The sequence below is a fragment of the Streptomyces sp. CB02414 genome, assembly GCF_001905385.1.
Taxonomy (GTDB): Bacteria; Actinomycetota; Actinomycetes; order Streptomycetales; family Streptomycetaceae; genus Streptomyces.
Genome location: NZ_LIPF01000002.1, coordinates 338,271 through 352,064 on the forward strand (window position 1 = coordinate 338,271; position 13,794 = coordinate 352,064).

At 72.5% G+C, this 13,794-nt stretch carries 13 protein-coding genes; 6 read left to right on the forward strand and 7 right to left on the reverse strand.

What is annotated here, in order from left to right:
* Positions 1 to 28 precede the first annotated feature (28 nt).
* Positions 29 to 1,237, forward strand: coding sequence for an exodeoxyribonuclease VII large subunit (gene xseA / locus AMK11_RS07665; protein ID WP_073724557.1), 1,209 nt, complete (start codon positions 29 to 31; stop codon positions 1,235 to 1,237).
* A 9-nt stretch (positions 1,238 to 1,246) separates the two neighbouring features.
* Positions 1,247 to 1,498, forward strand: coding sequence for an exodeoxyribonuclease VII small subunit (locus AMK11_RS07670; RefSeq protein WP_073724559.1), 252 nt, complete (start codon positions 1,247 to 1,249; stop codon positions 1,496 to 1,498).
* A gap of 16 nt (positions 1,499 to 1,514) precedes the next feature.
* On the opposite strand, the gene AMK11_RS07675 is transcribed toward AMK11_RS07670, so the two are convergent.
* The 4 genes from AMK11_RS07675 to AMK11_RS07690 form a co-directional block, all read right to left on the reverse strand.
* On the reverse strand, positions 1,515 to 1,733 hold the full coding sequence (locus tag AMK11_RS07675; protein ID WP_073724561.1) for a DUF4287 domain-containing protein: 219 nt from the start codon (positions 1,731 to 1,733) through the stop codon (positions 1,515 to 1,517).
* A 92-nt stretch (positions 1,734 to 1,825) separates the two neighbouring features.
* Entirely contained in the window at positions 1,826 to 3,349 is a 1,524-nt protein-coding gene (locus AMK11_RS07680; protein WP_241846911.1) for a polysaccharide deacetylase family protein, read from the reverse strand.
* A gap of 109 nt (positions 3,350 to 3,458) precedes the next feature.
* On the reverse strand, positions 3,459 to 4,913 hold the full coding sequence (locus tag AMK11_RS07685; RefSeq protein WP_079187298.1) for a glycosyltransferase family 2 protein: 1,455 nt from the start codon (positions 4,911 to 4,913) through the stop codon (positions 3,459 to 3,461).
* A complete protein-coding gene (locus AMK11_RS07690) occupies positions 4,910 to 6,421 on the reverse strand; it encodes a nucleotide sugar dehydrogenase (RefSeq protein WP_241846912.1) in 1,512 nt (503 codons plus the stop codon). The genes AMK11_RS07685 and AMK11_RS07690 overlap by 4 nt, the downstream gene beginning before the upstream one ends.
* Positions 6,422 to 6,636: 215 nt before the next feature.
* Between AMK11_RS07690 and AMK11_RS07695 the strand changes: the two genes are divergently transcribed.
* The gene (locus AMK11_RS07695) at positions 6,637 to 7,227 is read left to right on the forward strand and encodes a malonic semialdehyde reductase (RefSeq protein ID WP_073724565.1); all 591 of its coding nucleotides are present in this window, start codon (positions 6,637 to 6,639) and stop codon (positions 7,225 to 7,227) included.
* Positions 7,228 to 7,319: 92 nt separating this feature from the next.
* Here AMK11_RS07695 and AMK11_RS07700 read toward each other — a convergent pair whose 3' ends face one another.
* Complete coding sequence (locus AMK11_RS07700) at positions 7,320 to 7,856, reverse strand: DUF4245 domain-containing protein (RefSeq protein WP_073724567.1); 537 nt, start codon at positions 7,854 to 7,856, stop codon at positions 7,320 to 7,322.
* Positions 7,857 to 7,981: 125 nt separating this feature from the next.
* Here AMK11_RS07700 and glpX point away from each other — a divergent pair, with 125 nt between their 5' ends.
* Positions 7,982 to 9,013 (forward strand): class II fructose-bisphosphatase, encoded by a 1,032-nt coding sequence (glpX, locus tag AMK11_RS07705; RefSeq protein WP_073724569.1) that lies wholly within the window; start codon positions 7,982 to 7,984, stop codon positions 9,011 to 9,013.
* Between the two features lie 240 nt (positions 9,014 to 9,253).
* Here glpX and AMK11_RS07710 read toward each other — a convergent pair whose 3' ends face one another.
* Both AMK11_RS07710 and AMK11_RS07715 read right to left on the reverse strand, forming a co-directional pair.
* Positions 9,254 to 9,631, reverse strand: coding sequence for a WhiB family transcriptional regulator (locus tag AMK11_RS07710; RefSeq protein ID WP_073724571.1), 378 nt, complete (start codon positions 9,629 to 9,631; stop codon positions 9,254 to 9,256).
* A gap of 104 nt (positions 9,632 to 9,735) precedes the next feature.
* On the reverse strand, positions 9,736 to 10,440 hold the full coding sequence (locus AMK11_RS07715; RefSeq protein ID WP_073724573.1) for a DUF1707 SHOCT-like domain-containing protein: 705 nt from the start codon (positions 10,438 to 10,440) through the stop codon (positions 9,736 to 9,738).
* 172 nt (positions 10,441 to 10,612) lie between these two features.
* Here AMK11_RS07715 and AMK11_RS07720 point away from each other — a divergent pair, with 172 nt between their 5' ends.
* On the forward strand, positions 10,613 to 12,280 hold the full coding sequence (locus AMK11_RS07720) for a fumarate hydratase (RefSeq protein WP_073725654.1): 1,668 nt from the start codon (positions 10,613 to 10,615) through the stop codon (positions 12,278 to 12,280).
* A gap of 78 nt (positions 12,281 to 12,358) precedes the next feature.
* Complete coding sequence (locus AMK11_RS07725) at positions 12,359 to 13,762, forward strand: class II fumarate hydratase (protein WP_073724575.1); 1,404 nt, start codon at positions 12,359 to 12,361, stop codon at positions 13,760 to 13,762.
* The last annotated feature ends 32 nt before the right edge of the window (positions 13,763 to 13,794 follow it).

The following is a 13,794-nucleotide window of genomic DNA, read 5'->3' on the forward strand; positions in this document are numbered from 1 at the left end:
GTCGTACCCGGCCGTTACGCTCGGGCGCATGGCTGTTAACTCGACTCCCGAAAGCCCACTGCCCGTGGGTGAGGTGTCACGGCTGATCGGGGGCTGGATCGACCGGCTCGGCGCGGTGTGGGTCGAGGGGCAGATCACCCAGTTGTCGCGGCGGCCGGGCGCGGGGGTCGTGTTCCTGACGCTGCGCGACCCGTCGTACGACATCTCCGTGAGCGTGACCTGCTACCGGCAGGTGTTCGACGCGGTGGCGGACGTGGTCGGCGAGGGTGCGCGGGTCGTCGTGCACGCCAAGCCGGAGTGGTACGCCCCGCGCGGGCAGCTGTCGCTGCGGGCGGCCGCGATCAAGCCGGTAGGCGTCGGGGAGCTGCTGGCGCGGCTGGAGCAGCTGAAGAAGTCGCTCGCGCGGGAGGGGCTGTTCGCGGCGGAGCGGAAGAAGCCGCTGCCGTTCCTGCCGCAGCTGATCGGTCTGGTGTGCGGGCGGGCCTCGGCGGCCGAGCGGGACGTCCTGGAGAACGCCCGGCACCGCTGGCCCGCCGTCCGCTTCGAGGTGCGCAACGTCCCCGTGCAGGGCGTGCACGCGGTGCCGCAGGTGGTGCAGGCGGTGAAGGAGCTGGACGCGATCGACGACGTCGACGTGATCGTCGTCGCCCGCGGTGGCGGCAGCGTGGAGGATCTGCTGCCGTTCTCCGACGAGCAGCTGGTGCGGGCGGTCGCCGCCTGCCGTACGCCGGTCGTCTCGGCGATCGGGCACGAGCCGGACAGCCCCCTGCTGGATCTGGTCGCCGATCTGCGCGCGTCCACCCCGACCGACGCCGCGAAGAAGGTCGTACCGGACGTCGGCGAGGAGTACGAGCGGGTCCGGCAGCTGCGGGACCGGGCGCGGCGGTGCGTGGCCGCGTTCGTCGACCGGGAGGAGCGGGGCCTGGCCCACGCGCTCGCCCGGCCGTCGATACAGGACCCGCACCGGATGATCGACGAGCGGGCCGAGCAGGTGACGGCCCTGCTGGAGCGGGGCCGCCGCACACTGCGGCACCACCTCGACCGGGCCGACTCCGAGCTGACGCACACGCACGCGCGCGTGGTGGCCCTCTCCCCCGCCGCGACCCTGAAGCGCGGGTACGCCGTGCTGCAGCGGGCCGACGGGCACGCCGTCCGTGACCCCGGCGAGGTGGAGCCGGGCGAGGCCCTGCGCGCCCGCGTGTCCGAGGGCGATTTCTCCGTACGAGTCGATACGTAAGGTGAGTGGATGACCAGCGAGGTGGAGCAGCCGACGGCCGTGTCCGAGGCGCTCGGGTACGAGCAGGCGCGGGACGAGCTGATCGAGGTCGTACGGCGGCTGGAAGCCGGCGGTACGACGCTGGAGGAGTCCCTCGCCCTGTGGGAGCGGGGCGAGGAACTGGCGAAGGTCTGCCGCCGCTGGCTGGACGGCGCCCGCGCGCGCCTGGACGCGGCGCTGGCCGAGGAGGCGGAGGCAGAGGCGGACGAGGAGACCCCCTAGCCGCGCGGGGCGCGGCTCACTTCGCGCTGTCCTCGGCGAGCGTGTGCGCGACCAGTGCGCCCGCGTGTCCGTGGCCCAGGCCGTGCTCGGTCTTGAGCCAGGAGACGAGCTCCATGTGCTTGGTGAGCGGCGAGGAGCGGATCAGCTCCTTCCACTCCGCGATCGGGCGGCCGTACTTCTTCTCGATCGACGGGAAGTAGGAGGCGGGGCCCTTGGCGGCGGCGCTGCTGGTCATGGCGGGTGCTCCCTCGGTGCGGGTGGTGGGCGCTTCACCCTGTACGACCGGCGCCCGGACGGGGAGTGATCGCCGGGCGCCTGTGATATGCGTCACTCGACCTTCAGGGCGGTGAAGCGGGGCCACCGCCCGTCGGGCCCGTCGGTGCGCACGCTGAGGGAGAAGCCCCCCGCGCCCTCCGCCTCGGGCCATCCGCCCGCGCGCGCCGTCGCGCAGTGCCGCCCGTCCACCTCGACCCGTACCCGCTCGGGTGTCACCGAGACGTCGACGTCGTGTCCGGCGGCGGGGTCGAGCCCGCACGACGACCGGTCGTCCGTGCCGGCCCTCCCCCTCGCGGTGAGGCTCGCCGTGTTGCGGCCGACCGAGAGCGTCACCGGGTGTCCGCTGCCGGACCGTACGGTGATGCCGACGCTGTTGGTGGTGCCGCGCAGCCCGTCGGCGGTCGCCCGCAGGCGGTAGTCGGTCCAGTCCGCGGTGGCGATCGGGCGGTGGGCGGCCGAGACGTAGTCGGTGTCGCCCGGCCGGCGTCCCTCGCCGGTGAGCGCCCCCAGTCCGACCGGCTCGGCGCCACCGGTCACCCGCCACTGCTCCGCGCGGGACAGCGGCCGGCCGACGCCGGACGGCGCCACCGGTGTCCAGCGGGCGAGGTCCCGCAGCAGGGCCTCGGGGGTCGTCTCCCGGGTGACTTCCAGGCGCTGCACCTTCCCGGCGGCCGCTGCCCGCGGGCCCGCGGGCAGCGGCCGGTCGGCACTGTTGGTGAGGGTGGCGGTGAAGCGGGCCCGCAGCAGTGACCGCAGGGCGTCGGCGCCGCGCGGACCGAGGTTGGACTCCTCCAGCCGTTCCGAGAAGGGGTAGGCGAACAGCCGTGGTGCGGGCAGGCCGCGTGCGGTGAGGTCGCGCACCGACCGGTCGAGGTCGGCGGCGATGCGGCGGCGGTACTCGTCCCGGGTCTCGACGCGCTCCTCGTCCGGCAGCCAGAGGCGGTTGGTGAACGCCGAGCGCTGGTGCCCGGCCGCGTCCACCGCGGCGCGGTGGTGGCTGAGATGGGTGTGGGCCTGGAAGTCCCAGCGGCCGGAGTCCGCCATCCGCTCGATCTCCGGCCAGGAGAGGTAGTACGGCCGGTGGGTGCCCACCTGGCCGGTGATCAGGTAGGCCGCCGCCTTCATCCGGTACCTGGCCAGGATCGGGTCGGCGTGCACCCACAGCCCGTGCGTGCCGTCGTCGAAGGTGAGGTAGACGCTGCGGCTCGCGGGCGCGCGGCCGGTGCGCAGGAACTCGGTGAACTCCCGGGTGGACAGGGTGCGGTACTCGGCCGCGTCCAGGGCGCGCAGCTGCGCGTCGAACCGCTCCGGGGTGACGGTGTAGCGGCTGCGGGCGTCCGGGCCGACGTCGTGGTACGCGAGGACGACCGGCGCGCGGCCGGCGGGGGGCACCTTCGCCTCGGCGCCCGCGGCCCCGGTTGCCGGCACCGCAGGGGGCGCGGCCTGGTGCGACACCGCCCGCCGGAACGCGTCGTACTGCCAGGCGACGGTGAAGGGCAGCGCGAGCACGCCCAGGGTGAGCAGCGCGAGGACGGCGCGCAGCGGCCGGCGGCCGCCGGTGACCGCGCGCCTCACAGGGGACGTCCCCGGGTGATGACGAACAGGTAGACCAGCGCGATCACGGCGCACGTGACGCCGACGGCGAGCGCCCGGCCCAGCCCGTGCAGCAGACTTCTCGGACTCCTCATGCGGCACTCCTCGACCAGACGTCGCGGCGCAGGGTGAGCAGGGCGTACGGCAGCAGCCAGGCCAGTACGCAGCAGGACAGCAGGCTCATCAGGGGCCGGCAGCGCCAGGACCGGTCCCCGGGGTGGTCGAGCCGGTAGGCGATGCCCCAGACGCAGCCCTTGAGGACCACCCCGGACAGGTACAGCAGGGTCAGCAGCCCGGCCAGGTGCAGCGGTGCCCACACCAGGTGCCGTACGACCAGGACCGGGGCCGCGATCACCCACAGGGCGTGCCCGTAGTACAGCGCGGCGGCGGCCGGGCCCCGGCGCCACATGAAGCGGCCGGTGAAGAAGAGGTTCCTGACGAAGCTCTTCTTCCAGCGGATCTGCTGGCGCAGGAAGGAGGCCGGCCGGGAGGGCACCCGGGTCCACACACGGGCGGCGCGGGTGTAGCCGACCTCCCAGCGCAGCTCGGGGTGGTCGTGGTCGCGGACGAACGGGGAGTCGGCGTGCCGCTCCTTGAGCGCGCGGCCGTGCCAGGCCTGGCCGAGGACGTAGCCGGTGAGCTGACGGTCGGTGGCGAAGCGGAACGGGGCGCCGAGGAAACGGTCCTCGGCCCACGCCGGCAGGTAGTTCCAGATGGCCTCGCGGCGGAACGCGGCGAGCGGGCCGGAGACGCAGCACACCGAGCCGAAGGCGGCCTCGGCGGCCTTGGTGATCCGGAACTGGCCCTCGTACCAGACGTCCTGGACACGGGCCAGCAGACCGGCGTCGGCGTTGAGCGCCCGGCAGTGGCCGCTGACCGCGCCCAGCTCCGGGTGGCGGACCAGGGCGGTGACGCAGTGCCGCACGGCGTCCGGTGCGACGACGCAGTCGGAGTCGGTGAACAGCAGGACGTCCCCGTCGGCGACGGCGCAGGCGCGGACCAGCGCGCCCTTCTTGCCGAGGTTCTCGTCCAGCCGGAGGAGGGTGAGCGGCAGCTCGGCGGCGAGGCGTTCCAGTACGTCCGCCGTGCCGTCGTCGGAGGCGTCGTCGACCACGACGAGCTGGAGGTCGGGGTAGTCGACGGCGGCCATGGAGCGCACGCACGCCTCGATGTGCTCCCGTTCGTTGCGCACGGCCAGCAGGAAGCTCACCCGTGGCCGCGCGGGCAGGGCCGGGAACGCCTCGGCGTGGCGGGGGCGCCGGCGCAGGGGGCGTACGGCCGGGTCGTCGTAGCGGCTGTAGGCGAGGTGGAGGAGGCAGACGGTGCCGGCCAGGACGGTGAGGCCGTAGAGCGTGAGCAGGTCGAAGCCGTGAGGCAGGCGGACGGCGCGGCGGGCCAGGAGCAGCAGGAGCGGCAGCAGGGCCAGGAGGCTGAGCAACCGTACGACGTCACGGCGGACGCCGGGATCGAGGACGTCCAGCCGGTGGCCGAGGCCCGTGCGGGCCGGGTGGGCGGGCGGTACGCGGCCCGGGCGGAGGACGGTCATGCCGCGGCCTCGGCCCCTGCGGCGGCGGCACTCCCGGTCCGGGATCCGGCGTCGGTGCCGCTCCCGGCCGGCGCTCCGGCAGCGGCGCTCCCGGCCCGGCCCACGGCGTCGGCGCCGGTCCCGGCCGACGGTTCGGCAGCGGCACGCCGAGCCGGGCCCCCGGCAGCCCGGCCTACGGTGCCGACACCTCCGGCCCGGGCCCCGACGATGCCGCCCCCGGCGTCCGCACCCGCACCCGCACCCGGCAGGGTTCCGCGCTGCCGGGTGTCGAGGACGGGTGGGGCGTCGGCGGTGCGCAGCCACGTCAGGTCGTGCACGGGGTGGACGGTGTGCAGGACGACCAGGTCCCACGGGCGGGTGTGCGGGTCCGGCACGTGGTGCAGCACGCCCGTTTCCAGGGTGACCGACGGCACCATGGGGTCGCAGTAGGCGACCCGTGCGCCGGCCGCGGCCAGTCCGCCGAGGATCTCCAGCGCGGGGCTCTCCCGGACGTCCGCCACGCCCTCCTTGTAGGCGACCCCCATCAGCAGCACCCGTGCGTCACGGGCGGGGACGGCGGACCGGGCGAGCAGGTCCAGGGCGCGTTCGGTGATTCGCGCGGGCCGGCCGCCGTTGGCCGCGAGCGCGGTCGCCACGACCGGGGCCTGCTGCCGGATCCTGCCCAACTGCCACAGCAGGTAGTGGGGGTCGCACGGGATGCAGTGACCGCCCACGCCGGGTCCCGGGTAGAACGGCATGAAGCCGTACGGCTTGGTCGCCGCCGCCTCGATGACGGGGACCGGCGCCAGGCCCAGGGCGTGGCAGGCGTCGGCCAGTTCGTTGGCGAGGGCGATGTTGACGGCGCGGTAGGTGTTCTCCCAGAGCTTCGCCATCTCGGCGGTCTCCGGGTCGGCGACGGTGCGGATGGCGGAGGCGGTCGGCGCGAGCAGTGCGGCGGCGGCGCGGGTGCTGTGCGGGCCGGCGCCGCCCACCAGGCGCGGGGTGCGTTCGGGGGTGTGGCGTTCGTTGCCGGGGTCGATCCGCTCGGGGGCGAAGGCCACGTACACGTCCTCGTCGGCGCTCAGGCCTCGGGCCCGCAGCGGTTCGACGAGCAGGTCCCGGGTGGTCCCGACGTAGCTGGTGGAGGTCAGGACGACGAGCTGGCCGGGCACGGTGTGCTCCACCACCGAGGCGCAGGCGGCTGCCAGCGCCGTGAGGTCGGGTTCGCGCCGGGCGTCGACGGGGGTCGGGACGCAGATGATCACGGCGTCCGCGGCGCCGACCGCCGCGGCGTCCGTGGTGAGCCGGAAGCCGTCGCCGGCCGTGGCGCAGGCCAGCTGTGCGTGGTGCAGCGGGAGCAGGTCCACCTCTCCCGTGGCGATGGCGCGCAGGCGGGCGGGATCGCAGTCGATGCCGATGACCGTCGCGCCGGCGTCCGTGAGGGCGAGTGCGGTGGGCAGGCCCACGTAGCCGAGCCCCACGACCGCGACGGTGAGTCCGGTTACGTCACGCTGTGCGATGAATTTCACATCGTCATATAGGCGTACTCCTCGCGATCACCCCTCTCCCGACACGCCCACCGCTCCCCCGACTCGCGGGGCTCCGTCACGCGGGCGGCCCTGTGAAGCGGATCACCGCACCCGGCTTTGGTTGAAGGTTGAACTTCTTTCGCGTAGCGTCGTCCTCGTCAACGGCTCCCCGCCGACCCGTGCGGAGCCGACGCACCCCCCGAGGAAGATCACGTATGTCTCTCGTCCTTGACCCCGCCGCCCAGGACCTGCTGTTCCGCGAGGCCCGCACCGCGAACACCTTCACCGACGAGCCGGTGACCGACGAGCAGGTGCAGGCGATCTACGACCTGGTCAAGTACGGCCCGACCGCCTTCAACCAGTCGCCGCTGCGCATCACCCTGGTCCGCTCCCCCGAGGCCCGCGAGCGCCTGGTCCAGCACATGGCCGAGGGCAACCGCCCCAAGACGGCCACCGCCCCGCTGGTCGCCATCCTGTCGGCGGACAACGAGTTCCACGAGGAACTGCCGCAGCTCATGCCGCACGCTCCGCAGATCAAGGACGCCTTCTTCAGCGAGCGCCCGGTGCGCGAGGGGGCCGCCGGTCTGAACGCCGCCCTGCAGGCCGCGTACTTCGTCATCGGCGTCCGCGCCGCCGGGCTGGCCGCCGGCCCGATGACGGGACTGGACTTCGAGGGCGTCCGCAAGGAGTTCCTCGACGACGACCACACGCCGCTGATGGTCGTCAACATCGGCCGTCCCGGCCCGGACGCCTGGTTCCCGCGCTCCCCGCGGCTGGCGTACGAGCAGGTCGTCACCACGGTCTGAGTCCGGCGCTCCGGCGCGGACACGGCGAAGCCCCCGGTGCGTCACCGGGGGCTTCGCCGTGTGCCCGTCGTGGTGCGGAGTACGGCGCCGGCTCAGGCCAGCTTCAGCGCCGCCGCCATCCTGCCCAGCTGCTCGAAGGATCCCGTGCCGGCCACGACCGTCGTCGCGCCCTTCACTCCGTCGGTGTCGTGCAGCACCAGCGCCTCGTACCGGCCACCCGTGTACCGGGTCCACGTCCGGCCGCCGATCTCCTCGGTGGCCTCGGTCTTCCGCGCGCCCTGGCTGGCCTCCTCGATGAACTCGGCCGGCTTCCGCGTCGACTGCTCGACCGCCACGTACGCACCGTCGGGGGCGTGGTAGCCCAGGTGCCAGGCGTTGTCCTCGGCGCCGCGGTAGCGGACGGAGGTCGGCTTCCACTCCTGGGGCAGCCCCTTGGGAGCCGCCACCGGGTACGGTGCGGCGCGGCGTGCGGTGGTCAGCTCGACCGTGTAGTCGACCCGCCTGAGGTCGGGACCGCCGTCGTCGTCGTGCGGGATGAAGAGATACATGACCAGTCCCGCGAGAACGATGACGCCCAGGGAGAGCACCATGTCCCGGGCCGTCTTCTGCTTGCCGTTCGTACCTGCCACGCCCCTATCGTCGCAGGTCCCCGATGTGCTCATACGTGGGGTCCCCTGCTCATTTTGTCGGACTGACGATAGAGTCATGGCCACACCCTCATCCGGCCGTCGTCGTATCAGAAAGGTGCGTTCCGATGACCGAGCATCATCTGCCCTCCGAGCTGGACGTTCCCTCGGAGGCCCCTGACCGCAACCTCGCCATGGAACTGGTGCGGGTGACCGAAGCCGCGGCGATGGCCGCCGGCCGCTGGGTCGGGCGCGGAGACAAGAACGGCGCCGACGGTGCCGCGGTCCGCGCCATGCGGACCCTCGTCCACACCGTCTCGATGAACGGCGTCGTCGTCATCGGTGAGGGCGAGAAGGACGAGGCCCCGATGCTCTTCAACGGGGAGCGGGTCGGCGACGGCACCGGCGCCGAGGTGGACATCGCCGTGGACCCGATCGACGGGACCACGCTGACGGCCAACGGCATGACCAACGCCATCGCGGTGCTGGCCGCGGCCGAACGGGGCTCGATGTTCGACCCGTCGGCCGTCTTCTACATGGACAAGCTGGTCACCGGCCCGGAGGCCGCCGACTTCGTCGACATCAACGCGCCCGTGTCCGTGAACATCCGCCGGATCGCCAAGGCCAAGCGGCGCACTCCCGAGGACGTCACCGTCGTCATCCTCGACCGGCCCCGCCATCAGGGTCTGATCAAGGAGGTGCGGGAGACCGGCGCGCGCATCAAGCTGATCTCCGACGGCGACGTGGCCGGCTCCATCCTGGCGCTGCGCGAGGGCACCGGCATCGACCTGCTGCTCGGGGTCGGCGGCACGCCGGAGGGCATCATCTCGGCCTGTGCGGTGAAGTGCCTGGGCGGCACCATCCAGGGCAAGCTGTGGCCCAAGGACGACGAGGAGCGGCAGCGCGCGATCGACGCCGGGCACGATCTGGACCGGGTGCTGACCACCGACGACCTGGTCTCCGGGGACAACGTGTTCTTCGTCGCGACCGGCATCACCGACGGTGAGCTGCTGCGCGGGGTGCGGTACCGGTCCGAGACGGCGACGACCGACTCGATCGTGATGCGGTCGAAGTCGGGGACGGTGCGGCGGATCGACTCCGAGCACCGGCTGAGCAAGCTGCGGGCGTACAGCGCGATTGATTTCGACCGGGCGAAGTGACTCCGTCGGTTGTGCGGGGCGCCCGCTGAGGCGGGGGTGACCGTTGTTCGGTGAGTGCGGGTGCGTCGTGGCTGGTCGCGCAGTTCCCCGCGCCCCTGGGTTGGCTGTAGCGACCGGCATGAGACAGACGCCGTCGGTCGCGCCCGCGCGGCGGAGCCGCAGATCGGACACAGCCCCGCGCCCCCCGTGTGAAAAGGGCACCCTCTGTGCGGAGAGGGTGCCCTTTTGTTTGCCCGGAGGTCAGCCGGCCGCCGCTATGCGGCCCGTCGTGCTGGCGGCCTTCTTCAGTTCCAGGTCGCGACGGCGGCGGCGGGCCAGGACCACGCGGCGTTCGGCGGCGGTGAGGCCGCCCCAGACGCCGTAGGGCTCGGGCTGCAGGAGGGCGTGCTCGCGGCACTCGACCATGACCGGGCAGCGTGCGCAGACCCGCTTGGCCGCCTCCTCGCGGGAGAGCCGGGCCGCGGTGGGTTCCTTGGAGGGGGCGAAGAACAGTCCGGCCTCGTCGCGCCGGCACACCGCCTCGGTGTGCCAGGGAGCGTCCTGGTCCCTGTGCCGCACAGGCACCCGCTGGGCCGGGACGGCAGCTACCTGCAGGGACGAATGCGGCGGTTGCAGCACGGTCTACTCCTGACGACGGCTTCGCGAGCGAGAGAACGATGCGTCAGGCTTACCCGTTGTGCGCGCGCCTATGCACAGGGTTCCCAACCGGCGCGCGAGTCGCGCTACAGGTGCTTGCGCAAACCCTTCTCGACCTTGCGGTGCACCCGGTCGAGGATGTCCGCGACGAACTTGCCCCGCTTCGGCCGGGCCTCGACGCTGCCCAGCACCGCCCAGCCGTCCACGTACACGACGGGGGCGTCGGCCTCGGCGGAGTCGACGGCGTCCACCTCGAAGCTGCCGAGCACACCGCCGCCGGCTCCACGCAACGACACGTTCTCCGGGACCCGCACCTCGACGCTGCCGAAGACGGAGAACGCCTTGATCACGACCTGCTGGTGCTCGAAGAGCGCCTCGCTGAGATCGATCTCCACGCTGCCGAAGACCGCGTACGCGTGGATGCGGCGGCCGGCCCGCCAGCGGCCCTTGCGGACGGCGCCGCTGAAGACCGCGACCACGTTCTCGTCGGGGTCCGCCGGGACGGTGCCGGCGGTGGGGCGGTGGGGAGCCGGAGCGGCGCTGGGCCGCCCCGCGTGCGCGGCGGGCAGGTCGCGCACGAAGGCGTCCAGCTCGCCGACCGTTCTGGTGGCCAGCACGCCCTCGACGCGCTCGGCGTGCTCCTCGGCCGTCAGCCGCCCCTCGGCGAGGGCGTCGCGGAGCATGTCGGCGATGCGGTCACGGTCGGCGTCCGAGGCGCGCATCTCGGAGACGCTCGGCGCGGTGCCGCGCGCTGCCGCGTCCTGCGTTGGGGCGTGCTTCTGAAGGTCCACGGCAACAGAGTAGCGAAACGCGATAGATCGCGACTAGCCCTGTGGACGACCTTCTCGCGGAACGGCCGCGGACTTACTGAGCCTTACCTCACAGGCTCGGCGCCGCGGGCAGGTTTTACGCTGGTTGGCGCTGCCAACGGAGGCCAGCCATGTCTAGTGAGGAATGGGCGAGATGCCTGAGTTCGCGTACACCGATCTGCTCCCCCAGGGTGAGGACACCACTCCGTACCGGCTGGTGACCGCCGAGGGTGTGTCCACCTTCGAGGCCGACGGGCGGACGTTCCTCAAGGTCGAGCCGGAGGCGCTGCGCAAGCTGGCCGAGGAGGCCGTCCACGACATCCAGCACTACCTGCGCCCGGCCCACCTGGCGCAGCTGCGCCGCATCATCGACGACCCCGAGGCGTCGGGCAACGACAAGTTCGTGGCGCTGGACCTGCTGAAGAACGCGAACATCGCGGCGGCGGGCGTGCTGCCGATGTGCCAGGACACCGGCACGGCGATCGTCATGGGCAAGCGCGGGCAGAACGTGCTGACGGCGGGCGGCGACGAGGAGGCCCTGAGCCGGGGCATCTACGACGCCTACAAGAACCTGAACCTGCGCTACTCGCAGATGGCTCCGCTCACCATGTGGGAGGAGAAGAACACCGGCTCCAACCTCCCGGCACAGATCGAGCTGTACGCGACCGACGGCGGCGCCTACAAGTTCCTGTTCATGGCCAAGGGCGGCGGCTCGGCCAACAAGTCCTTCCTCTACCAGGAGACGAAGGCCGTCCTGAACGAGTCCTCCATGATGAAGTTCCTGGAGGAGAAGATCCGCTCGCTCGGTACGGCCGCCTGCCCGCCGTACCACCTGGCGATCGTGGTCGGCGGCACCTCCGCCGAGTACGCGCTGAAGACCGCGAAGTACGCCTCCGCGCACTACCTGGACGAGATCCCCGCCGAGGGGTCCGAGCTCGGCCACGGGTTCCGGGACAAGGAGCTGGAGGAGAAGGTCTTCGAGCTGACGCAGAAGATCGGCATCGGCGCGCAGTTCGGCGGCAAGTACTTCTGCCACGACGTGCGCGTGGTGCGCCTGCCCCGGCACGGGGCCTCCTGCCCGGTCGCCATCGCCGTGTCCTGCTCGGCGGACCGGCAGGCGGTCGCCAAGATCACCGCCGAGGGCGTCTTCCTGGAGCAGCTGGAGACCGACCCGGCGCGGTTCCTGCCGGAGACCACGGACGAGCACCTCGACGCCGACGGTGACGTCGTCAAGGTCGACCTCAACCAGCCCATGGACGACATCCTGGCCGAGCTGACCAAGCACCCGGTCAAGACCCGGCTGTCCCTGACCGGCCCGCTGGTCGTGGCCCGCGACATCGCGCACGCCAAGATCAAGGAGCGGCTGGACGCGGGCGAGGGGATGCCGCAGTACCTGAAGGACCACCCGGTGTACTACGCGGGTCCGGCCAAGACGCCCGAGGGGTACGCCTCCGGGTCCTTCGGGCCGACGACCGCCGGGCGCATGGACTCCTACGTGGAGCAGTTCCAGGCGGCGGGCGGCTCCAAGGTGATGCTGGCCAAGGGCAACCGGAGCAAGCAGGTCACCGACGCGTGCGACACGCACGGCGGCTTCTACCTCGGTTCGATCGGCGGTCCGGCGGCGCGCCTCGCGCAGGACTGCATCAAGAAGGTCGAGGTCGTCGAGTACGAGGAGCTCGGCATGGAGGCGGTCTGGAAGATCGAGGTCGAGGACTTCCCGGCGTTCATCGTGGTGGACGACAAGGGCAACGACTTCTTCCAGGACCCGGCGCCGGCGCCCACCTTCACGTCCATTCCGGTACGCGGTCCCGGACTCGCCTGAGCCCCGGCCGTGACGATCCGCCTCCACGGGGAACAGTGGTCCCGGCGCGGACGCTGTGACACGTGGAGGTGATCGTCGATGGCCGACGAGCAGGACAGGACCGAGTACCGCACCGAGCACGACTCCATGGGCGAGGTGCGGGTGCCCGCCCACGCCAAGTGGCGGGCCCAGACACAGCGGGCGGTGGAGAACTTCCCCGTCTCCGGGCAGCGCATCGAGCGCGCGCACATCGAGGCGCTCGCCCGGATCAAGGGCGCGGCGGCCAAGGTCAACGCCGAGCTGGGCGTCCTGGACGAGGACGTCGCGGCCGCGATCCAGGAGGCGGCCGGCGAGGTCGCGGAGGGGAAGTGGGACGCGCACTTCCCCGTGGACGTGTTCCAGACGGGGTCGGGCACCTCGTCCAACATGAACACCAACGAGGTCGTCGCCACGCTGGCCAGTGAGCGCCTGGGCCGGGACGTGCACCCCAACGACCACGTCAACGCCTCGCAGTCCTCCAACGACGTCTTCCCGTCCTCCATCCACATCGCCGCCACCGCCGCCGTCACCCGTGACCTGATCCCGGCCCTCGACCACCTCGCCGGCGCCCTGGAGCGCAAGGCGGAGGAGTTCGCCGACGTGGTGAAGTCCGGGCGTACGCACCTCATGGACGCCACTCCGGTCACCCTGGGCCAGGAGTTCGGCGGGTACGCCGCCCAGGTGCGGTACGGCGTCGAGCGGCTTCAGGCGTCGCTCCCCCGGCTCGCCGAGCTGCCGCTGGGCGGCACCGCGGTCGGCACCGGCATCAACACCCCGCCCGGCTTCTCCGCCGCCGTCATCGCGGAGGTGGCCCGCGCCACGGGGCTGCCGCTGACCGAGGCGCGCGACCACTTCGAGGCGCAGGGCGCCCGGGACGGCATCGTCGAGACCAGCGGGCAGCTGCGGACCATCGCGGTCGGACTGACGAAGATCGCCAACGACCTGCGCTGGATGGCGTCCGGTCCGCGCACCGGGCTGGCGGAGATCTCGCTCCCCGACCTCCAGCCCGGGTCGTCCATCATGCCCGGCAAGGTCAACCCGGTGATCCCGGAGGCCGTGCTCATGGTCGCCGCCCAGGTCACCGGCAACGACGCGACCGTCGCCGCCGCCGGAGCGGCCGGCAACTTCGAGCTGAACGTCATGCTGCCGGTCATCGCCAAGAACGTGCTGGAGTCGGTGCGGCTGCTCGCCAACGTCTCCCGGCTGCTCGCCGACCGGACCGTCGACGGGGTCGTCGCGCACCGGGACCGGGCCCGGGAGTACGCCGAGTCGTCGCCCTCCGTCGTCACGCCGCTGAACAAGTACATCGGGTACGAGGAGGCCGCCAAGGTCGCCAAGAAGGCGCTCGCGGAGCGGAAGACGATCCGTCAGGTCGTGCTCGAGGGCGGGTACGTCGAGCGCGGCGACCTCACGCACGAGCAGCTGGACGAGGCGCTGGACGTGCTGCGGATGACCCGCCCGTGACCGGACGGCCCCGGCCCGGAAGCGCGGCGGCC

Coding starts and splice junctions, on each gene's coding strand:
- xseA (WP_073724557.1), top strand. CDS start 29: ATGGCTGTTAACTCGACTCCCGAAAGCCCACTGCCCGTGGGTGAGGTG.
- AMK11_RS07670 (WP_073724559.1), top strand. CDS start 1,247: ATGACCAGCGAGGTGGAGCAGCCGACGGCCGTGTCCGAGGCGCTCGGG.
- AMK11_RS07675 (WP_073724561.1), bottom strand. CDS start 1,733: ATGACCAGCAGCGCCGCCGCCAAGGGCCCCGCCTCCTACTTCCCGTCG.
- AMK11_RS07685 (WP_079187298.1), bottom strand. CDS start 4,913: ATGACCGTCCTCCGCCCGGGCCGCGTACCGCCCGCCCACCCGGCCCGC.
- AMK11_RS07695 (WP_073724565.1), top strand. CDS start 6,637: ATGTCTCTCGTCCTTGACCCCGCCGCCCAGGACCTGCTGTTCCGCGAG.
- glpX (WP_073724569.1), top strand. CDS start 7,982: ATGACCGAGCATCATCTGCCCTCCGAGCTGGACGTTCCCTCGGAGGCC.
- AMK11_RS07720 (WP_073725654.1), top strand. CDS start 10,613: ATGCCTGAGTTCGCGTACACCGATCTGCTCCCCCAGGGTGAGGACACC.
- AMK11_RS07725 (WP_073724575.1), top strand. CDS start 12,359: ATGGCCGACGAGCAGGACAGGACCGAGTACCGCACCGAGCACGACTCC.